This is a genomic window from Novosphingobium sp. NBM11, assembly GCF_015390225.1.
Taxonomy (GTDB): domain Bacteria; phylum Pseudomonadota; class Alphaproteobacteria; order Sphingomonadales; family Sphingomonadaceae; genus Novosphingobium.
In genome coordinates, this window is record NZ_VUOG01000001.1 from 1,043,014 (window position 1) to 1,064,006 (window position 20,993).

At 68.6% G+C, this 20,993-nt stretch carries 16 protein-coding genes and 1 pseudogene; 9 read left to right on the forward strand and 8 right to left on the reverse strand.

What is annotated here, in order from left to right; translation table 11 throughout:
- The first annotated feature begins 32 nt into the window (after positions 1-32).
- Genes F1640_RS04950 through F1640_RS04965 form a run of 4 tightly spaced genes read left to right on the forward strand, consistent with a single transcriptional unit; the run spans position 33 to position 3,473 of the window.
- Complete coding sequence (locus F1640_RS04950) at positions 33-638, forward strand: DNA repair protein RecO (RefSeq protein WP_194918046.1); 606 nt, start codon at positions 33-35, stop codon at positions 636-638.
- A gap of 13 nt (positions 639-651) precedes the next feature.
- Positions 652-1,710 carry a 3-isopropylmalate dehydrogenase gene (leuB, locus tag F1640_RS04955; RefSeq protein WP_194918048.1) on the forward strand — a complete coding sequence of 353 codons (1,059 nt, stop codon included), beginning with the start codon at positions 652-654 and terminating at the stop codon, positions 1,708-1,710.
- Positions 1,711-1,723: 13 nt separating this feature from the next.
- On the forward strand, positions 1,724-2,848 hold the full coding sequence (locus F1640_RS04960; protein ID WP_124808456.1) for a glycosyltransferase family 2 protein: 1,125 nt from the start codon (positions 1,724-1,726) through the stop codon (positions 2,846-2,848).
- A 4-nt stretch (positions 2,849-2,852) separates the two neighbouring features.
- Positions 2,853-3,473, forward strand: a complete 621-nt coding sequence (locus F1640_RS04965; RefSeq protein ID WP_124808455.1) for a DUF2238 domain-containing protein — start codon at positions 2,853-2,855, stop codon at positions 3,471-3,473.
- A gap of 8 nt (positions 3,474-3,481) precedes the next feature.
- Here the strand turns inward: F1640_RS04965 and F1640_RS04970 are convergent, their stop codons facing one another.
- From F1640_RS04970 to tsaD, 4 genes are all read right to left on the reverse strand, one after another.
- Complete coding sequence (locus tag F1640_RS04970) at positions 3,482-4,024, reverse strand: hypothetical protein (protein ID WP_194918050.1); 543 nt, start codon at positions 4,022-4,024, stop codon at positions 3,482-3,484.
- Positions 4,025-4,145: 121 nt separating this feature from the next.
- A complete protein-coding gene (locus tag F1640_RS04975) occupies positions 4,146-5,840 on the reverse strand; it encodes a VWA domain-containing protein (protein ID WP_194918051.1) in 1,695 nt (564 codons plus the stop codon).
- A 104-nt stretch (positions 5,841-5,944) separates the two neighbouring features.
- Entirely contained in the window at positions 5,945-8,446 is a 2,502-nt protein-coding gene (locus F1640_RS25120) for an NAD(P)H-dependent glycerol-3-phosphate dehydrogenase (protein ID WP_255530254.1), read from the reverse strand.
- On the reverse strand, positions 8,443-9,507 hold the full coding sequence (gene tsaD / locus F1640_RS04985) for a tRNA (adenosine(37)-N6)-threonylcarbamoyltransferase complex transferase subunit TsaD (protein WP_194918054.1): 1,065 nt from the start codon (positions 9,505-9,507) through the stop codon (positions 8,443-8,445). The genes F1640_RS25120 and tsaD overlap by 4 nt, the downstream gene beginning before the upstream one ends.
- Before the next feature lie 45 nt (positions 9,508-9,552).
- Between tsaD and hemC the strand changes: the two genes are divergently transcribed.
- Genes hemC through F1640_RS05000 form a run of 3 tightly spaced genes read left to right on the forward strand, consistent with a single transcriptional unit; the run spans position 9,553 to position 12,173 of the window.
- Positions 9,553-10,521, forward strand: coding sequence for a hydroxymethylbilane synthase (gene hemC, locus F1640_RS04990; RefSeq protein WP_194918056.1), 969 nt, complete (start codon positions 9,553-9,555; stop codon positions 10,519-10,521).
- Between the two features lie 16 nt (positions 10,522-10,537).
- Entirely contained in the window at positions 10,538-11,221 is a 684-nt protein-coding gene (locus F1640_RS04995) for a uroporphyrinogen-III synthase (protein ID WP_124808448.1), read from the forward strand.
- A gap of 31 nt (positions 11,222-11,252) precedes the next feature.
- Positions 11,253-12,173 (forward strand): hypothetical protein, encoded by a 921-nt coding sequence (locus tag F1640_RS05000; RefSeq protein ID WP_194918057.1) that lies wholly within the window; start codon positions 11,253-11,255, stop codon positions 12,171-12,173.
- 3 nt (positions 12,174-12,176) lie between these two features.
- Here the strand turns inward: F1640_RS05000 and F1640_RS05005 are convergent, their stop codons facing one another.
- Both F1640_RS05005 and F1640_RS05010 read right to left on the reverse strand, forming a co-directional pair.
- The gene (locus tag F1640_RS05005) at positions 12,177-13,394 is read right to left on the reverse strand and encodes a UbiH/UbiF/VisC/COQ6 family ubiquinone biosynthesis hydroxylase (protein WP_125956880.1); all 1,218 of its coding nucleotides are present in this window, start codon (positions 13,392-13,394) and stop codon (positions 12,177-12,179) included.
- Positions 13,395-13,435: 41 nt separating this feature from the next.
- Positions 13,436-15,145, reverse strand: a complete 1,710-nt coding sequence (locus tag F1640_RS05010) for an alkaline phosphatase family protein (RefSeq protein WP_194921158.1) — start codon at positions 15,143-15,145, stop codon at positions 13,436-13,438.
- 180 nt (positions 15,146-15,325) lie between these two features.
- Between F1640_RS05010 and F1640_RS05015 the strand changes: the two genes are divergently transcribed.
- Both F1640_RS05015 and F1640_RS05020 read left to right on the forward strand, forming a co-directional pair.
- The gene (locus F1640_RS05015) at positions 15,326-17,353 is read left to right on the forward strand and encodes a protein-disulfide reductase DsbD domain-containing protein (RefSeq protein WP_309229199.1); all 2,028 of its coding nucleotides are present in this window, start codon (positions 15,326-15,328) and stop codon (positions 17,351-17,353) included.
- A gap of 66 nt (positions 17,354-17,419) precedes the next feature.
- A complete protein-coding gene (locus F1640_RS05020; protein ID WP_124808445.1) occupies positions 17,420-17,758 on the forward strand; it encodes a hypothetical protein in 339 nt (112 codons plus the stop codon).
- A 38-nt stretch (positions 17,759-17,796) separates the two neighbouring features.
- On the opposite strand, the gene F1640_RS05025 is transcribed toward F1640_RS05020, so the two are convergent.
- Entirely contained in the window at positions 17,797-18,570 is a 774-nt protein-coding gene (locus F1640_RS05025) for an SDR family NAD(P)-dependent oxidoreductase (RefSeq protein ID WP_255530257.1), read from the reverse strand.
- A 104-nt stretch (positions 18,571-18,674) separates the two neighbouring features.
- Positions 18,675-20,968, reverse strand: a pseudogene (gene parC / locus F1640_RS05030) (DNA topoisomerase IV subunit A).
- Between the last annotated feature and the right edge of the window lie 25 nt (positions 20,969-20,993).

Consider the following 20,993-nt stretch of genomic DNA (forward strand, 5'->3'; position numbering starts at 1 on the left):
GGAATGCGATTTGGCCCCCACAGGAAAACGCGATGCACATTCGCGCGCCCGCCATCCTCTGCGCCGTCCGCGCCCACGGCGAACACGGGGCCGTGGTGCGCCTGCTGACCGCCGATCACGGGCTTGTCGCCGCCTATGTCGCGGGTGCGCGCGGACGGGAAATGCGCCCCTTGCTGATCCCGGGTAACGTGCTGGACGCCGATCTGCGCGCGCGCAACGACAGCCAGCTTCCCTCTGCGCGGATCGAACTCGTCACCAGCCGGGGGCCATGGCTGACCGAACCGCTGCCCAGCGCGGCGATCGGCTGGGCCTGCGCGCTGACCGCCGCGACCTTGCCCGAAGGCTATCCCTATCCCGCGCTTCACGCCGCGCTGGGGGCGACGCTCGACGCGATATGCCACGCTCCTTCCGCGCGCGGCTGGGCACGGGCGCTGGCGGGGTATGAAGCGCTGCTGCTGCGGGAAGTGGGCTATGGAGCGGCCCCCGCCCCGCCGGCGGACGAGGACTGGCCGGCGCTCCTGAACCGCCTGGACCGGCATGGCACGGCCATCGGGAACCGCCTGCTTGCCGATGGCCACCGCGATGTTATGGCGGCCCGCGCGATTCTGCTGGACCGGCTGAAACGCATGGACGCTTGATCGAGGGATGCACATGAAGATCGCAGTTCTGCCGGGCGACGGCATCGGCCCCGAAGTGACGCACGAAGCGGTACGGGTGATCGAAGCGCTTGGCCTGCGCGATATCGCCATGGAGCAGGCCCCGGTCGGCGGCGCGGCCTACAAGGCCCACGGCCATCCGCTGCCCCCCGCGACGCTGGAAATCGCGCGCCAGTCCGATGCCATCCTGTTCGGCGCGGTGGGCGATCCCGATTGCGACGCGCTGGACCGGCACCTGCGCCCCGAACAGGCGATCCTGGGGCTGCGCAAGGAACTGACGCTGTTCGCCAACCTGCGCCCGGCCAAGGTGTTCAAGGGCCTTGAGGACCATTCCGCGCTGCGCCCCGAAGTCGCTTCCGCCATCGACCTGCTGATCGTGCGCGAACTCAACGGCGACGTCTATTTCGGCGAAAAAGGCTTCCGCACCACCGCGAGCGGCGAACGCGAAGGCTATGACGTGATGTCCTATTCGGAAAGCGAGGTGCGTCGCATCGCCCACGTCGCCTTCCGCGCCGCGCGCACCCGCGCGCACCGCGTCTGCTCGGTGGACAAGGCCAACGTGCTCGAAACCTCGCAGCTGTGGCGCGACGTGATCGTCGAAGTCGCAAAGGAATATCCCGACGTCACGCTCGATCACATGTACGTGGACAACGCGGCGATGCAGCTGGTGCGCAACCCCGGCCAGTTCGACGTGATGGTCACCGGCAACCTGTTCGGCGATATCCTGTCCGATCAGGCCAGCATGTGCGTCGGCTCGATCGGAATGCTCGCCTCGGCCTCGCTTGGCGAGCGCCAGACCGAATACGGCACGTTCGGCCTGTACGAACCGATTCACGGCTCCGCGCCCGACATCGCCGGCAAAGGCCTGGCCAACCCGATGGCCACCATCCTGTCCGCCGCGATGCTGTTGCGCCACTCGCTGGGTCTGGCCGAACAGGCCGACCGTATCGAACGCGCCGTGGCAGCCGCGCAGGAAGACGGCCTGTTCGGCCGCGATCTTGGCGGAACGGCGGGCACGACGGAAATTGGTGACGCCGTGCTGGCAAGGCTGTAAAGGCCCGCCCCTTATGATCGAACTCGCTGTCATCCTGCCCACGTTCAAGGAACGCAAGAACCTTGCCCCCATGGTCGCCCGGCTCGACGCCGCGCTGGCCGGCATCGCGTGGGAAGCCATCTTCGTCGACGACAACAGCCCGGACGGCACCTCAGACGAAGCCCGCGCCATATCGCAGCAGGATGCGCGCATCCGCGTAATCGAGCGCTTCGGGCGGCGTGGCCTTGCCTCCGCCGCGATCGAGGGCATGTGCGCCACCGCCGCCCCGATCGTGGCGGTGATGGACGCCGATGGCCAGCACGATCCCGCGCTGCTGCCCGAAATGCTCGCGGCGGTGAAAAGCGGGGAATACGACCTCGCCTACGCCTCGCGCTTCGCCGAAGGCGCCAGCGTCGATGCCTGGGGCCGGCCCGATCGCGTCAAGGCATCGGGCCTCGCCAACCGGATCGCCCGCAAGGTGACCGGCGTGCAGCTGTCCGACCCGATGAGCGGCTTCTTCATGCTGCGCGCCGAAACGCTGCGCGCCGATGCGCACCGCCTTTCCGGCGTGGGCTTCAAGATCCTGCTCGACATTCTCGCCACGGTCGATGCGCCGCTGCGCGTCAAGGAGTTGCCGCTGCATTTCGCGGCCAGGCTGGACGGGGAATCCAAGCTCGACCAGACGGTCGTGTTCGAATTCCTCATCGGCCTTTACGACAAGTGGCTGGGCCGCTTCATCCCCACCCGCTTCGCCCTGTTCGGCACCGTGGGCGCGCTGGGCGTGGGCGTACAGATGAGCGCGCTGTGGCTGGTGCTGCACCTGCTGCTGGGCGAACGCTTCGTCTATGGCCACTGGTCCAGCAACGTGACCTTCAACGTGGCCAACACGATCGCCGCCGTGATCGCGATGACCTTCAACTTCGTGCTGAACAACGAGCTGACCTATTCCGACAAGCGGCTGCGCGGCTTCGTCCCGCTGATGCGCGGCTGGGCCAAGTTCGCCATGACCTGCTCGCTGGGCCTGCTCACCAACGTCGGCTCGGCGGCGGCGCTCAAGGCCATGGGCTTCCACGATTTCGTCGCCGTGATCGTCGGCATCGTGCTGGGTTCGGTGTGGAACTTCGCGCTCTCGTCCAAGTTCGTCTGGGGCAAGTACTGATCCGGTGAACGGCGCGCGCCTGCCCCGGCCGCAGGCCGCGCTGCTACTACTGACAGCGGCGGGCGCGCTGTTCAGCCTGATCGACACGCCCTTCCCGCACCTTGCTCCGCTGCAAAACCTGCCGACGCTGGTGATTGCCGGCGGCCTGGCGCTGGCGCTGCGCCGCTGGCCGATCCCGACCGGCGCCGTGGCCTGCATCTGCCTGTTCCTCGCGCTGCACACGCTGGGCGGCCGCTACATCTATTCCAACGTGCCATACGATGCCTGGGCGCGCGCGCTGGGCCTTCCCGCGCCGGGTGACCTGTTCGGCCTGCGCCGCAACAGCTATGATCGGCTGGTCCATTTCAGCTTCGGGCTGCTGATGGTGCCACCCGTATCGGCATGGCTCGCGCGCCACGGCGGCGTGCGACGGGGCCTGTCGGTCTATCTCGCCGTCGAATTCGTGCTGGGCGCCAGCGCCTTCTACGAAATCTTCGAATGGCTGCTGACGGTCGTCATGGCCGGCGCTGACGCGGACGCCTACAACGGTCAGCAGGGCGATATGTGGGACGCGCAGAAGGACATGGCCTGCGCCGCCGTCGGAGCGGTCTGCACCGCGCTGTGGCTCACCCTGCGCCGCAAGTAGCGCGCGCCTTACAGCTTGCCGAACTTCGCCTCGTAGCCGGCGGTGTCACCACTGGCGAGGAACTTGCACTGCTCCACCCAGTTGTCGCGCGTCGCGCGGCCGGCGAACGTGCCCAGGCGCGCGTCGATCGCCTTGACATCCTCGTCGGTCCAGGCGGCGATCTGGGCATAGCGGGTCACGCCCAGTTCGGTCAGCGCTGCGCGCAACTTGGGGCCTACGCCCTTGATCTTCGAAAGGTCGTCCGCTTCATCATCAGCCGATGCCGCAACCTGCGTCAGTTCGCCGGTCGCGGCGGCAGCCACCACTTCGCCCAGACCCGCCATCAGCTCCACGCCCGGCGGGGGCGTGATCGCGGGAATGGCGGCGGCGGGCGGCGCATCGATCAGCGCGGTGTTGCGCTGCGCGGGCGCCGCGCCTTCGGACAGAACGTCATCGAATTCACGCCGGGTGGGAGCCGGCTTTACCCGCCCGAACAGCCACCAGATGACCAGCAGCGCCAGCACCACGGCCGCGCCCGCCACAATCCAGTTCGCCTCGATCCAATCGACCATGAAACGCTCCCCAACCCGGCGCACCGGACATCCCCCGGCAAGCCTTACACGCCCGCGCCTTTCCCACGGCGCGGGCGTGTTGCCAAGTCAGATCAACGGGGGAGCGGGCCGGCCAAGCACGCTATTCCTTCTGCAGCGATCCGGCGACCGACACCAGCTTGCCAAATTCCTGCCGCCAGTAATCGCGCTGCGGCCCCGCCAGCCGGACAATATCGGGCCAGGACCATGCCCCCAGCATGGTATCGCCGCGCAGCTTCTGGCCGAACGCGGCCACCGCCACGGCAAAGGCCATGTCGCCCGAAGGGGCGGCGGCGCCCGCCAGCAGTCGCGTCGGTACCGGCCGCTCGATCAGGCGCGAGGCGGTCTCGCGCGGCAGCTTGTAGCGCAGCTTGACCGTGGCCATTTCGCCCGCCTTCGTGGTGGCGGCCACCGCCGGCGCATCCTCGTACTTGCGCGGCGCGATCCAGCCCTTGCCGCCCGCCGGCACCACCTCGTAGATCGCGGTGACCTGATGGCTGGCGCCGATCTCGCCCGCATCGACCTTGTCGTTGTCGAAGTCCTCCTCGCGCAGCGCGCGGTTCTCGTAGCCGATCAGGCGGTATTGCGAGACCACGGCGGGATTGAACTCCACCTGGATCTTTACGTCGCTGGCGATGGTGAACAGCGTGGACGCCATCTGCTCGGCCAGCACCTTGCGGGCCTCCAGCGCGCTGTCGATATAGGCGTAGTTGCCGTTCCCGTGATCGGCGACCTGCTCCATCATCGCTTCGTTGTAGTTGCCCTGCCCGAAGCCCAGCGTAGTCAGCGTGATGCCGCTGTCGCGCTCGCGCTCGACCATCTGCAGCAGCGCCTTGGTGTCGGACACGCCCACGTTGAAATCGCCGTCGGTGGCCAGCAGGATGCGGTTCACGCCGCCGTCGATGAACGATCCGCGCGCCACCTGATAGGCCAGTTGCAGCCCCGCGCCGCCCGCCGTCGAACCGCCCGCGTTCAGCCGGTCGAGCGCGGCACGGATCTTGGCCTTGTCGTTGGTCGGCTCCAGCACCATGCCCGCCGCGCCGGCATAGACCACAATCGAGACGCGGTCCTTCTCGCCCAGTTCGTCGGCCAGCCCGGCCAGCGCGCTCTTGACCAGCGGCAGCTTGTCCGGATCGCTCATCGAGCCCGAAACGTCGACCAGGAACACCAGATTCGCCGGTGGGCGGCTTGCACGGGGCAGGTCATAGCCGCGCAAGCCCACGCGCAGCAGGCGCGTATCCGGGTTCCATGGGGTGACCGCCACGTCGGTCGTCACGCTGAACGGTGCCTCGCGCTTTTCGGGCAGCGGATAATCGTAGCGAAAATAGTTGATCAGTTCCTCGGTCCGCACCGCGTCCTTCGGCGGCATCTGGCCTTGCGACAGGAAGCGGCGGACATTGGCGTAGGCGCCCGTGTCGACGTCGATCGAGAACGTGGAGACCGGCTCGGCCCGCGTCAGATGGACCGGGCTGACCTCCTTGCCGTCATAGCGCTCGTTGCCCGGATCGGACGGCACCACCACGGGCGGGACGAACGCCTTGCCCCGCACCGCTTCGGCGCGGGCAATGGCCGGCGCTGGCGCGTACATCGGCGGCGGAGGAGGCGGCGGTGATGCTGGCGGTGTCTGGAGGTTGGCTACGGGACCGGCGCGCTGCGCGGTTACCACGACGTCGTTCGCCGTCTCGTTCACACCCTGCGCGGCGCCCACGGCCTTCTCCGGCGCGGCTTGCTTCGCGGCGCACCCGGCCAGCAGGGCAACGGCGGTCGAAAGCGCCACGGCGGCCTTGAATCCTCTCATGCTACGGTCCCCTTCTCCATCCGATCCTCGAAGGGAAGAACACCGTCCGCGCCGTGAATGGTGACTGAACGTTGCGAGACGTTGCCGGGCCGTTACTGGTGGGCTCAGGCCGTCTGCTTGCGGAACAGCACGCGGTCTTCCGGCCCGAATCCGCGCTTCCAGATGACAAGGCAATAGACGCCCAGGATGGCCGGGATGCCGAAGGCGAGTTCCGCCCATTCCGGCAGCATCTTGACGAACCAGCCGACCAGCACCGCCGGCACCGCCGCCCACACCAGCGCCCAGCGCCAGTTGTTGATGCTCTCGCCCAGAATGCGCGAAAGCAGCCGCGCCTTGAGCAGAGAGGACAGCGCGAGCGACAGGGCGAGCGCGGCGGCCGCGGCCGCGGCCTGCACCAGCGTGTTGAAGCCCATGTTCTTCGCCAGCAGGATCAAGCCCACAGTCAGCGCGGCCTGCAGACCGATCGTGCCCAGGCTGATCCACAGGTTGCGCACCCGCGCGACGTAGATCAGCGCGGCCTCGCTCACCACCGCCGTCGCCGCGACGACCTCGGCGGTCAGCAGCAATGCCAGCGCGCCGGTGCCGGCCACGAAGTGCGGCCCGACCAGCCCCATCACGCCGGTCCCCGGAATGCCCAGCGCCAGCGCGATGCCGGCCTGCGCGGCGGTGATCCAGAATCCGGCCTGGCACACCTGCCGGGCGATCGCGGCATAATTGCCTTCGCGCAGATTGCGGGTGATGACCGGGCCGAGAATCGGCTCGAAGCTGGTCTTGAGCTTCTGTGGCAGCGAGGCGACCTGTTGCGCCACGTAGTACACGCCCACTGCCGCCGGCGGCGCGAACGTGCCCAGGATGAAGATGTCGAGCTTGCGCGTGCCCCATTCCACCGCGTCCGCACCAGCCAGCGGCAGGTTGCGCCCCGCCAGCCGCAGGAGATCGCCGGGGCGCGGCGACCACACGCGCGGCAGGCCATAGCTGCGCAGCAGCGGCACGAAGGCCGTCAGCGTCGCCCCGAAGATCGACGCGACATAGGACAGGATCAGCCCACTCTCGCGCAGCGGGAAGTAATAAGTGCCCGCCAGCCACAGCCCACCCGCCGCGATCGACAGCGTCCACGGCTCCACAACCGCCCGTGCGCGAACCGTGGTGCCCACGTCGAAGCGATAGGCCAGGGCCGCCAGCGCGATATCGCCCAGCGCCAGCGGCAGGATCGTCAATGGCAGCAGCCGTTGCAGCGGCGTGAATTCGCCGCTGGGGAACATCGGCGCCGGGAAAACATAAAGCAGCACCGCCAGCACTGCGGAAACCAGGCCGGAAAGCAGCAGGGCGTCGGCCACCACCGCCGCTGCAGGCCGATCGTCCTTGGCCAGTTGCTGCGCCAGCCCGCGCTTCTGCCCCAGCGTCGCCAGTTGCGCGGCCAGTTCCACCGCGATCGTGGCCGAGGCGAAGCGCCCCAGCTCGTCCGCGCCATAGAGGCGTCCGGCGATGAACAGGAACGGGATGCGCGCCGCCAGACGCAGCAGGAAGCCGAAGAAATTCGTCCTCCCGCCCTTGGCCAGCGCGGCAATATCGTTTTGTTCGTTGTCGTCAGCCAAGCGGGTTTTCCGCGCGCAGGGGCGAGACAGCAGGTGTGCGACCACCTCGCGCGCCGGCATCCGGCCATCGAGCAGCGCCGCCACGGCTTCCACGATCGGCATTGAAATGCCCTTGCTTCGGGCAAGGTCCGCCAGCACCGGCGCGGTGAACGCGCCTTCCGCCACCGTGGCGCGGTCCGCCAGTGCCGCTGCCGCGCTGGTTCCTTCGCCCAGCGCCTTGCCCAGCGAAAAGTTGCGGCTGGAGGTGGACGAACAGGTCAGCACCAGATCGCCAAGGCCCGACAAGCCCGAGAGCGTTTCCGCCTGCGCGCCCATCGCCATGCCGAAGCGCTGCATTTCGGCAAAGCCCCGGCTGATCAGCGCGGCGCGGGCATTCTGGCCCAGTTGCAGCCCATCGACCACGCCGCAGGCGATGGCCAGCACGTTCTTGACCGCGCCGCCGATCTCCGCTCCGGTCACGTCGTCCGAATAGTAAGGCCGGAACGTCGGCCGGGCGATGGCGGCGGACAGCCGCTGCCACTGCGTCTCGCCGCCCGCACAGGCCAGCGTGACCGCAGTGGGCAGGCCCGCCGCCACCTCGTGCGCGAAAGTCGGCCCGGACAGCACGGCGATCTCGGCATCGGGCGCCACATCGCGCGCCACGTCGGCCATCAGCCGCCCCGTGCCCGCCTCGATCCCCTTGGCGCAGAGCACCAGATCACCGCCCTTGCGCGCCATCGCGCCCAGCACCGACGCCAGATGCTGTGCCGGCGTCACCACCAGCAGCACGGCAAGTGCCGCCAGTTCCTCCAGATCGCCGGTGGCGCGGATGGTGGGATGCAGCGTCGCCGAAGGCAGGAACAGCGCGTTGCGCCGTTCGGTGTTGATCTGATCGACCAGTTCGGCCTCGCGCGCCCAAAGCAGCACCGCGCGCCCGTCGCTGGCCAGAGTCTGCGCCAGCGCGGTGCCCCATGCCCCCGCGCCGACGACGCCGATCGCGGCGCTGTCCCCGGCCCCCACTCCCTGGCTCATGCCTTCACCCCCGCGCCGCGCACCGGCGCGGCATTGGCATCGAGCGGCCAACGCGGGCGCGCCGGCAGATCGAGCGGGTCCGTATATCCCAAAGCGAAGCGTTCCGCGCCAGCCCAGCCGATCATCGCGGCATTATCTGTGCACAGCTTGCCCGGCGGCGCCACCAGCCGCAGGCCGAAACCGGCGGCCAGCGTTTCCAGCGCCCCGCGCAACGCGGCGTTGGCCGCCACGCCCCCCGCCACTACCAGCGCGCTCATGCCCTCCGCTCCGGAATCCCGCACCGACTCCAGCGCCAACCGGGTCCGGTCGATCACGCAATCGATCGCGGCCTGCTGGAACGAGGCGGCGATATCGGCATCGGCATGGAGGCCCGAATCCTTTGCGCGCATCACCGCGCTCTTCAGGCCGGCGAACGAGAAATGCGGCTCCCCGCTGCCCACCAGCGGGCGCGGCAGCGGCACTGCGCGCGGATCGCCCTCGCGCGCCAGGCGCTCCACCGCCGGTCCGCCCGGATAGCCGAGGCCCAATATCTTGGCCGTCTTGTCGAAGGCTTCGCCCAGCGCATCGTCGATCGTCGTGGCCAGCCTGCGATAATCGCCCAGTCCGCGCACTTCCAGGATCTGGCAATGCCCGCCCGAAACGAGCAGCAGCAGATAGGGATAGGCCAGATCGGGATCGGCCAGGCGCGGCGACAGCGCGTGCCCTTCCAGATGATTCACGCCGATCAGCGGCTTGTCCGCCGCCATGGCCAGCGCCTTGCCGGTGACCAGCCCCACCATCACGCCGCCGATCAGGCCCGGCCCGGCGGTCGCGGCGATGGCGTCCATGTCCTCCAGCGTCAGGCCCGCGTCGGCGAGTACCGCGCCCACCATCGGCGCGATCACTTCGGCATGCGCGCGCGCGGCGATCTCGGGCACCACGCCGCCATAGGGCGCGTGTTCGGCGTCCTGCGAGGCAATGCGCTGCGCGACGATGCGCGCCTCCAGCGAACCGGCGCTGCCATCGATGATGGCGACGGCGGTTTCATCACAGGAAGATTCGATACCGAGGATCAGGGCCATGGGGAGCTTTCCCTTAGAGATAAACGCAGGTACGGCAAGCGGCGCATGATCCAGACTTTCCTCCAAGACAGCCCCGCGCAGGCTCCGGCAACCGCACTCCGGCTGGGCACGCGCCAGTCTCCGCTCGCCATGGCGCAGGCGCACGAGGCGCGCGACCGGCTGTGCGCGGCGCATGGATGGCCCACGGAAACGGTGGAAATCGTGCCCGTCATCGCCAGCGGGGATCGCATCCAGGACCGGCCGCTGGCCGAGATTGGCGGCAAGGCATTATGGACCAAGGAACTCGATGGCTGGCTGGCTTCGGGCGAGATCGATTTCGCCGTCCATTCGATGAAGGACGTGGAAACGATCCGCCCGGCGGAACTGGCGATCGCCGCCGTGCTGCCCCGCGCCGACGTGCGCGACGTGCTGGTGGGCGCGGAAAGCGTCGCGGCGATCCCCCCCGGCGCGCGGGTGGGCACCAGCGCGCCGCGCCGGGCAGCGCAGATGCTCCACGCCCGGCCCGACCTTTCGATCGTGCCGTTCCGCGGCAACGTCGCCACACGGCTTGCCAAGTTGCAGGCCGGCGAAGCGGACGTGACGCTGCTGGCCGCCGCCGGGCTCGCGCGGCTGAACCAGACGGGCGTGGGCCATCCGCTGCCCACCGATCACTGGCTTCCAGCTCCGGCGCAAGGCGCGATCGGCATCGAATGCCTGACCGCGCGAGCCGATCTGCGCGGCTGGCTGGCCGCGATAGATCACGCGCCGACCCATGCCGCCGTCCGCGCCGAACGCGCGCTGCTGCTGGCGCTGGGCGGCAACTGCCACAGCCCCATCGCACTTCATACGCAGGCCGATGGCGATGGGCTGACGCTGCGCGCGGTGCTGTTCAGTCCAGACGGCGCGCTACGCGTGGAGGCGACGGAGCGCTTCTCCGCCGACGACGAAACCGCCCCCGCCCGCCTTGCCAACCGCCTGCTAGCCGAAGCGCCCGAAGGCATCCGCGCCCACTTCCATGGCACGGCGCTGCACTGAACGGGACGCTCAAGGCATGGCCGGCTTGCCGCTCATCGTGATCCGTCCCGAACCGGGTAACCGCGAAACCGTGGACCGCGCACGCGCCATGGGCATCGACGCGCGCGGCTTCCCCCTGTTCGAGGTCGCGCCGCTGTCATGGGATGCGCCATCACCCGATGGTTTCACGGGATTGCTCGCCGGGAGCGCCAACGTCTTCCGGCACGGCGGGCCAACGCTGGAACCATTGCGCATCCTGCCCGTCCATGCCGTGGGCGCCGCCACGGCGGACGCGGCGCGCGCCGCCGGCTTCGAAGTCGCCCAAACCGGCTCCGGGGGGCTGCAACCCGTGGTGGAGCGCCTTGCCGCCGGCCGGTATCTGCGCCTTGCCGGAGAGGAGCGCGTGCCGCTGCTGCAGCCGGCCGGAGTCTTGCTGGAAACGCGGGTGGTCTATGCCGTCCGCGCGCTCCCCTTGCCCCCGGCCTTGCAGGCGATCCTGCGGGAAGGCGCGATCGTTGCGCTGCATTCCGGCGAAGCGGCGGGGCATTTCGCGAAAGAAACAACCGAATCGAATATAAACCATCGCGCCATCGCGATTGCCTGCCTTGCACCACGAATCGGCGAAATGGCGGGGAAAGGTTGGCTCAAGACCGGAATAGCGCCGGAAAGAACCGATCACGCGCTGCTGGCGCTGGCCTTGCAAATGTGCCAGACCGTGTGACATCGGGGCAACGGACAAACGAAAAAGTAAAATGCAGGATACGACAACCATGCAGCCGGGAAGCATTCCGCGCCGCGGACGGCGTGGCTGGACAACCGTTCTGGTCGGGCTGCTGTTACTCGTCGCTGTTTCCGTGGCCGTCGGCTGGCTGGCCTGGAAAAACGGGCTGCTGACGCTCGGCGCCAACGGCGTGAATTTCGGCCCTTCCCCCGCAGCGCCTGCCACGCCGTCAACACCGCTGCCGCTCGTCAGCGCCGGTGAAAGGGCCGCAAACGATGCCGCCGTGGCCGGGGCGACCGCCAAGCTCGCCGCGCTGGAACAGCGGCTTGCCGAACTCAACCAGCAAGCCTCTGCCGCATCGGGGCAGGCGACGCATGCGGAAGCGCTGCTGGCGGCCTTCGCTGCCCGCCGCGCCATCGAACGCGGCCAGCAGCTGGGCTATCTGGAAACCCAGTTGCGCATCCGCTTCGGCGATAGCCAGCCCAATGCGGTGGACCGTGTGATCTCGGCGGCGGGCAAGCCCGTGACGCTGGGATCGCTGTCCGAAAACTTCGAACGCCTGCGCCCCCAGTTGACCGGCGGTTCGCCCGATGAAGGCGGCTGGCAGTGGTTCAAGCGCGAGATGGGCAACCTGTTCGTGATCCGGCATGACGACATGCCCTCGCCCTCTCCCGAACGGCGGGTGGACCGCGTGCGCAGCTTCCTGGCCGGCAACCGCGTGGACATGGCGATCATCGAAGTGGAGCGGATGCCGGGCCACGATGCGGCAACCGAATGGCTGGCGCACGCGCGCGACTATGTGATGACCCAGCACGCGCTCGACCAGCTGGAAACCGCCGCGCTGGTCACGCCCACTCCGCCACCGCCCGCCACGATCGTTCCGTCACGGCCGATCCTGCCGCCGTCCGCGCCGCAACCGGCGGCGACCGCCTCTACCGGAACCGCCGGTTAGACCTCAGCCGCGCAGCAGTGCCGGCAAGGCCCCGCTCATCCCGCGCGCTTCGTCCATGAACCAGCGCTTGAGCGGCGCGGCGCGCTGCACGCCCGCCATGCCGAAGCGGCGGATCGCGCTGGGAATGCGCCCCGGAATGCCGAACAGGCGGGTCAGCACATCGGTCGCCGCCGCCACCATGAAGGTATCCGCCGCGCGCCAGCGCTCGTAGCGCGCCAGAAGCTGCGCGTCGCCCGCGTCCAGCCCCAGCCGCATACCATCGGACAGCACTTCCACCAGCGCCGCCACGTCGCGCAGGCCAACGTTGAGGCCCTGCCCCGCGATCGGGTGCATCCCGTGCGCCGCATCGCCCACCAGCGCCAGCCGCGTGTCCACGATCCGCGCGGTGTGGTGGAAGTTCAACGGGTACGACGATCGCGGCGAAGCGAGGCGGATCTTCCCGAAGATGCCGTGCATCCGCTTTTCCACTTCGGACAGGAACGCGCTTTCGGGCAGAGCCAGCACGCCCGCCGCATCCTTTTCCGCCACGGTCCAGACCAGCGCGGAACGGTGCGTGCCGTCCGCTTCGTCCAGCAGCGGCAGCAGCGCGAACGGCCCTGCCGGATAGAACACTTCCCAGGCCACGTTCTCATGCGGCTTTTCGTGATAGAGCCCGGTGATGATCGCGCGGTGGCCATAGTCCCAGCGCGCGGGCGTGAACCCCGCCTCGTCGCGCGTGGGCGAACGGCGGCCCTCGGCGGCGACCAGCAACTGCCCCTTCAGCACGCGCCCGTCGGTCAGCGTCACCGCCACGCCATGTTCGTCGCGTTCTCGGGTGGCGACATGGGCGTTGGGCAGGAACGTGATCGCCTTCTCGCGCGCGGCGGCGGCATACATCGCGATGCGCAGATCGCGGTTGGCGTACATCCGGCCCAGCGAGCCATCGGCAGCGCCGGGGCGGAAATCGATCCGGCCCGGCTTCATTGCGTCGGTCACCGCAATGGCGTCGATGGGGCAGCCCTTGGCCGCGAGTTCCTCACCCATGCCGAGGTTGGTATAGAGGTTCCAACTTGCCGTGGAGATGGCGGAAGCGCGGCCGTCGAATCCGTCGGCGGTCTGCGCCGCCGGGTCGGAGCTGTCCACCACCACGCTGGCGATGCCGGCCTGCGCCAGCCCGATCGCCAGCGTCATGCCGACGAGGCCTCCGCCCAGGATCACGACATCAGCCGTCACCGGTGGCATCTCCGGGGCCGTCATTGGGGCCATTTCAGATTCGCTTGCGCTCAACGATTCGCTCCGCATGTGTCACCCGGTCCAGCATCGAGATCGAGGCACCTTCCATCAAATGCCCCCTCGGGCGCCTTGAGCGCGATCAAACCGGCGAGAGTCGGCGCGATATCGACCGTCTCGACCGGCCCCGGCTGCTCGAACGGCGTCATGCCTTTGCGCCAGAACAGGATCGGCACGCGCCGGTCATAGTCCCACGGCGATCCGTGCGTCGCCACATATCCCGGCCCCGGCTTGGCGATCGGCACCACGCCGCGCTTCAGCAGGACCAGCAGATCGCCCGACCGCGGCGCATAGTAAGAAGCGCGGGCACGCTGGATCAGCGACCACGTCTCGGGCGAGCCGGATGGCATCGGCGTCGCCGCGATTTCGGCGGCGGTGAACACGGCGGCCACCTGCGGATGCGCGGCGAACATCGCCCTGGCTTCCTCGGTAACGCGGGCCTTCTGCTCCGCCGTCAGATCCCGGCGCAACCAGATGTCGCCCGCCGGCCCGTCGGAACGGATCAGCCCCTTGGGATCGAGCCCCAGCTTTTCCGCGACCGCCTTGCCGATGGCATCGGGCTGGAGCGCGGCATCGACGCGCGTCACCTGCGGCATGGCCTGTTCATCCTGCCGCTCGGGCATATCGAACCCACCATGATCGGCGGTCAGCACCACGGCATAGTCGATCCCGCGCTTGTCCAGCCCGGCGAAGAAATCGCCCAGCGCCAGATCGAGCTGGTGGACCTGGATGCACATTTCCGCGCCCTGCGTGCCCGTGCCGTGGCCAATGTAGTCGGTGGCGGAAAGGCTCACCGCCAGCATGTCGGGCGCGCTGCCCTGCCCCAGCTTCTGTTCGTCGACCAGCTTCGTCGCCAGATCGAGCGTTGCGCGATCGAGGCGCGGCGAGACGCGAAAGCCGGTGGCATCATCCTTCGCCAGCGGGAAGCGGCCGGTGCCGACCGTGGCGGTCCCGGCGGTGATCGCGCGGTCCTTCGCCACGCACCATGCCGGCAGATCGAACGCCGGCGCGCCGGCGGCCAGCACCTTGGCCACCGCCGCGTTCTCCGCCACCGCCGTCGGGCCGAGCGAACGGCCTTCCAGCGTGGTGAAGGCGTTGCCCTTCCACCAATAGACCTGATCGATCACATGGCCGCCCATCATCAGCGCGGCGCGGTCCTTGCCCGAAACCGCGACGTTGCGGCTGGCGGGGTTGGCCTGCTTCATCCGCTCGCCCAGCGTCGGCACCATCAGGTGCCTCACCGAGGCGACGTAGTCCTTGGGATTCGCCGCCGTCCTGGTCTCGTCCTCGGCGCAATAGATCACCTTGTTGTCGCGCGCGGCGGACAGGTCGATCCAGTTGTTGGCGATGATCCCGGTGTGCGCCGGGCGATTGCCGGTCAGGATCGTGGAATGGCCGGGGCACGTCTCGGTCGCCGCGTGCGACTGGTATCCGGCGGGGAACACCATGCCGCGTTCGAGCCGCGCCAGCCCGCCGGTGAAGGTCTGCCGGTTCTGCGCGAACAGGTCGGCCGAGAACTGGTCCACCGCGATCGCCACCAGCAGGCGCGGCGGGCCTTTCGGGGCCGGCGCCGGCGCTTCGACCGGAGCCGGGGCCGGGGCCGAAGCAGGCCTGGGCGCCTTGGCCGGCCGGGCCATGGCGGCGGGCGAGAACGGCAGCGCGGCGGCAGCGAGCAGCAGGGCGATCTTGTTGCAGCGGATCATGGGCACTCAGGAACTCCAGAAGGGCGCGCACTGGACTTGGACAGGCACTGACCCTAGACCCCGTCTAGGCCCCACGCCGGCTGCGGCGCAAGGGGGCTGAGACATGCTCGTTCCCTCTTGTCCGGTCGGTCCATGCGTCCCGTGGCTTCGTTGCTAACCCTGCGTACCATAACCGCTTTTGTGACGGCGGTATGTCTTGCCCTGCTGGGCACGCCCTCTGCGGCGCTGGCCAACCACATCCAGGCTTCGCTACTGGCGGAAAAGCCAGCCGCTCCGGGGGAGACGGTCACGCTCGCGCTGCTGATGCAGCCCGAAAAAGGCTGGCACGGATACTGGTCCAATCCGGGCGATGCCGGCTTCGGCCTCTCGCTCGACTGGACGCTGCCCGCCGGCGCGAAGGCCGAGGCGCCCGAATTCCCCGTGCCGCAGACGCTGTTGCTTTCCGGCCTGATGAACCACGTCTACGAGCATGACTATGCCGTGCTCGTGCCGCTGACGCTGCCCCGGGACGCAAAGCCCGGCACCACGCTGCCCATCGCCGCCAGGGCGCGCTGGCTCGCCTGTACCGACCAGATCTGCGTGCCCGAAGAGGCCGACCTGCAAGGCACGGTGACCGTGGGGACCGCAGGCACGGCCGACACCCGCTTCGCCGGCTGGCGTGCCGCGCTGCCCGCCCCGCTCGACCGCGCCGGCACGTTCGCCTTCACCGGCAAGGCGCTGCGCATCGCCATCCCGTTCCCGGCGAGCGCGCGGATCGGCCAGCCGCATTTCTTCGTCGCCTCAGAAGGGGTGGCCGACTACGCCGCGCCGCAGAAATTCTACCGGCACGGCGATACGCTGATCGCAGAGCTCGGCCGCGCCAAGGGTCCGTCGGCCGAACAACCGACCACGCTTTCGGGCGTGCTGGCGCTGGGCGGGGACGCTGGCGGCATCGCGCTGGTCGCGCGCGCCGGCCCGGTGCCCGAAGGCGGCACGCCGGTCGGCGGGACGGCGGCCGCCGGCTTCTCGCTGGCAACGCTGCTCACCGCGATTCTCGGCGCGCTGGCGGGCGGCCTCGTGCTCAACGTGATGCCTTGCGTCTTCCCGATCCTCAGCCTCAAGGCGCTGGCCCTGGCGCGCGGGAACAACCATCAGGCCCATGTCGAAGGCATGGCCTATACCGCTGGCGTAGTGCTGGCCTGCATCCTGCTGGGCGGGGTCATGCTCGGCCTGCGCGCGGCCGGCGAGGAAGTGGGCTGGGCGTTCCAGTTGCAGGAACCGTGGGTCGTCGCGCTGCTGGTCCTGCTCGCCACCGCGATCACCGCCAATTTCGCCGGGCTTTACGAGATGCCGGGCCTCTCGCTCGAAAGTGCGCCCGGTGCCGGTTCCTCCGGCGCCAAAGGCGCGTTCGGCACCGGTTTGCTCGCCGCTTTCGTCGCCACGCCCTGCACCGGCCCGTTCATGGCGGCGGCGGTCGGCGCGGCCTTGGTCCTGCCGTGGTGGGCGGCGCTTGCGATCTTCGCCGCGCTGGGCCTCGGCCTTGGCCTGCCGTTCCTAGCCATCGGCTTCGTTCCCGCGCTGCGCCGCCTGCTGCCCAAGCCCGGCGGCTGGATGGAGACGTTCCGCCGCGCCATGGCAGTGCCGATGGGCCTTACCCTGCTCGCGCTGTTCTGGCTGGCCTGGCGGCTGGGCGGCGGCACCTTCGGCCTGCTCGCTATCGCCCTCGCCGTGGCGCTGGTCGGCGCGCTCTATCTCGTGCGGCGCGAGCAACGGGACGGACGCCGCCCGCTCGCCGGCACCCTGGCCGCGATCGCTCTGACCGCGGCAGCGGTGGTCCTGTTGCCCCGCACGGTTAGCGCCACGGGCGGCACCGCGGAAGCCGGACTGCTGGACGCCCAGCCGTTCAGCGAAGCCGCGCTCGCGCAGGCGCGCAAGGCGGGCAAGCCCGTGTTCGCCTATTTCACCGCCGACTGGTGCCTCTCGTGCAAGGTCAACGAGAGCGTGGCGATCGAACGCGAAACCACGCGCGATGCCTTCCACAAGGCCGGCGTTGTGGTGCTGGTGGGCGACTGGACCCGTCGCGACCCCGCGATCAGCCGCTTCCTCACCGCGCAGGGCGCGGCTGGCGTACCGCTATACCTGTGGTATCCGGCCGGCGGCGGAGAACCCCGTCCGTTGCCGCAAGTGCTGACACCTGATTTGCTCGCCGGGCTGCCGGCGGGGAAGTAGCGCCGGATCGGCGCTTACCGCCACGGCGGGATTGCGGACTGCCGCACCCAATGGCAAGCTGGCGGCATGAAGGCGTTCCGCACTATCCTGCTGGGCCTCTGGGTCACACTCGCGGGCTACACGGTATTCGTGATTGCGCGCCATGGCATGGGCTTGTTGCCTATTTTCTTCGGCGACATCGCAACGGTTTCCTGGCCCGGCCAGTTCAACCTCGATTTCCTGTGCTTTCTCGTGCTCTCCGCTCTCTGGACCGCGTGGCGAAACGGATTTTCGGCGGGGGGGCTGTTTCTGGCGCTCGTGGCATTTTTTGGCGGGGCCGGTTTTCTGTTGCCCTACCTCCTGTTTCTGTCGTTCCGCGAAAACGGCGATCCGGTTCGCGTTCTGGCAGGAGCCCGGCTCCGCTAAAGCGGAACAGACCGCGGTAGGCCTGCCCCAACGCCGCCCTAAAGCGACTGCCCGTCATCCAGCGAGATATGCGCGCCGGTTACCTGACGGGAAGCGTCCGAGGCGAAGAACAGCGCCATGTCGTCCAGCACCGTGGCATCGGCCAGCCGGCGGCGCGGCCAGCTGGCGATCTGGGCCTTGCCGCCTTCGCTGTCGAACCAGTCGCCATCGATCTCGGTGCGGATATAGCCCGGCTGAATCACGTTGACGTTGATGCCCAGACGCGCCCATTCGCGCGCGAACTGGCGGCCGAGATGGGCAACCGCCGCCTTGGTTGCGGCATAGGCGGAATCGCCCTGCCCCGTCATGTCCGCCGTGATCGATCCGGTCAGGATGATCCGCCCGCGCTCGCTCTGCTTCGATCCCGCCGCGATCATGCGCCGGGCGCCTTCGCGCGCGGTCAGGTAAACTCCGGTGAAATTCGTTTCAATCACGCGGTTTACGCGATCAAGTTCAAGATCGATCGAACGACCCGCTTCGGCCAGGCCGGCATTTGCCAGCACCACGTCGGGCGCGCCGAAGGCAGCCTCGGCCGCATCGAACGCGGCCACGGTGGAGTCTTCGTCGGTTACGTCCATCGCCACCGACAACGCGCGGCCGCCCGCCTCTTTGATGGCATCGGCCAGCGCCTGCGTGCGCTCCACTCTCCGCGCGCCCAGCACCACCGCCGCGCCGGCGGCGGCATAGAGCCGCGCCAGATGCGCGCCCAGCCCGGACGACGCGCCGGTGACCAGCGCGATACGGCCTTCGAGCGAATAGCGGGGCTTGTCCAACGTCCTCTCCTTCCGATGTATCATCCGGCCGATGATTTAACCGGCCGGTTAACACATTGGCGGAGCCGCCGCGAATCCGAAATGCGCTGTATCAGCCGCCCGCTTCAGAACTTGTTGTCGCGCGGGAAGCCCGTCGGCGGCATCCGGCCCGCCGCGCCGCGCGCCACCTTCCACAGCATCAGGTCGCGCTCGGTCCGCGTCCGCCCGCTTTCGCCGCCCATGGACCACGAGAGGCCGTCCTCCAGCCGCAGCGTGATCGCATCGGAGAGGCCACCATCGCGATAGCGCTGGAGCGCCACGCCCTGCCCCTTGGCCAGGATCGGCACTTCGCTCAGCGCGAACACCACCAGCTTGCGGTTGTCGCCCACCACGGCGACGTGATCGTGTTCGGGCGCGATTTCGCGCACCACGGTCAGCTTCACGCCGGGCTTGGTGGTGACCACGCCGCGCCCCTTGCGCGTTTCGGCCAGCAATTCGTCCATCTCCGCCGCGAAGCCGCGCCCGCTGTTCGCCGCCAGCAGGAGCTGCCCCTTGGCGCGATAGGGGAGGACGGCAACGATGTGCGCGTCGGGATCGATATCGACCATCGTCCGGATCGGCTCGCCAAAGCCGCGCGCCCCGGGCAGCTTGTCCGCGCCCAGCGTATAGAACCGGCCATTGTCCACCGCGAACAGCAGCTTGTCGGTGGTCTGCGCGTGGAGCGCGAAGGCGGGGCCATCGCCTTCCTTGAACTTGAAATCGCCATCGAGCGGGAGATGCCCCTTCGCCGCCCGGATCCAGCCGCGCTGCGAAAGGATCACCGTCACCGGCTCCTTCTCGATCATCGCGTCCATGCTGAATTCGCGCGTCGGCGCGGCCTCGGCGATGGTGGTACGGCGGCGGCCCAGCGGGGTGTCCTCGCCATATTCCTTGCGCAGCGCGGCCAGATCGCGCTTCAGCCGCGTGCGCTGACGCGCCGGGCTGTCGAGCAGCTTCTGGAGATCGTCCTGCTCGGCCAGCAGTTCGTCGCGCTCCTTGCGCAGTTCCATTTCCTCCAGCTTGCGCAAGCTGCGCAGCCGCATGTTGAGGATCGCCTCGGCCTGCCGGTCGGTCAGGCCGAATTCCGCCATCATCACCGGCTTGGGCTCGTCCTCGGTCCGGATGATCTCGATGATCCGGTCGAGGTTGAGGTAGGCAATGATGTAGCCTTCGAGCAGCTCCAGCCGCGCCGCGATCTTTTCCAGCCGGTGCGTGGTGCGGCGAAGCAGGATGTCGATCTGGCTGATGACCCATTCCTGGAGGATCAGCTTGAGTCCCAGCACGCCCGGCGTTCGCCGCGAATCCAGTACGTTGAGGTTCAGACCGAAGCGCGTTTCGAGATCGGTCAGCCGGTAGAGCGACTCCTTGAGCAGCTCCGGATCGACATTGCGGCTCTTGGGCACGAGCACGAGCCGGATATGCTCGTCGCTCTCGTCGCGCACATCTTCCAGAATGGGCAGCTTCTTGTCGGCAATCAGCTGGGCGATCTGCTCGATCAGCTTGCCCTTCTGCACCATGTAGGGGATTTCGCTGACCACGAGCTGCCATTGCCCGCTGCCCAGCTTCTCCACGCCGGTTTCCTCCCACGCGCCGTTCTCCCCGCGCCCGGTGGAAAAGCGCCCGCGCACACGGATCGGTCCCCGCCCGGTTTCATAGGCGGCGGAAATAGCGGCCGCGCTGTCCACCACCACACCGCCGGTGGGAAGTCCGGCCCGTGGAACACTTCCATCAACTGCGCGTGTTCGACATGCGGGTTGTCGATCAGCAGCAGAGTGGCGTCGACAATCTCGGCCACGTTGTGGCTAGGGATGTTGGTGGCCATGCCCACGGCGATGCCGCTGGCGCCGTTGGCAAGAAGGTTGGGGAACAGGCCGGGGAAGATTTCCGGCTCTTCCTCTTCCCCGTTGTAGGTCGGCACGAAATCGACGGTGCCTTCGTCCAGCCCCGCCATCAGGCGGATCGCGGTGCGCGTCAATCGCGCTTCGGTGTAGCGATAGGCGGCGGCGTTATCGCCATCGATATTGCCGAAATTGCCCTGCCCTTCGACCAGCGGATAGCGCAGAGCGAAATCCTGGGCGAGACGGACCATGGCGTCGTAGACCGAGGCATCGCCGTGCGGGTGATACTTGCCGATCACGTCGCCCACCACGCGCGCCGATTTCTTGAACGCGCCGGTGGGATCGAGCTTCAACTGCCGCATGGCCCACAGCAGGCGACGGTGGACCGGTTTCAGCCCGTCGCGCAGATCCGGCAGCGACCGCGCCGTGATCGTCGACAGGGCATAGACGAGATAGCGTTCGGAAAGGGCGGAATCGAAAGGCGCATCGACGATCGCGTCGAACGGATCGGGCTCGCCAGTATCGGTGGTATCGGTCGCCATGTGAACGTCCTAGCAACGCGAAGCG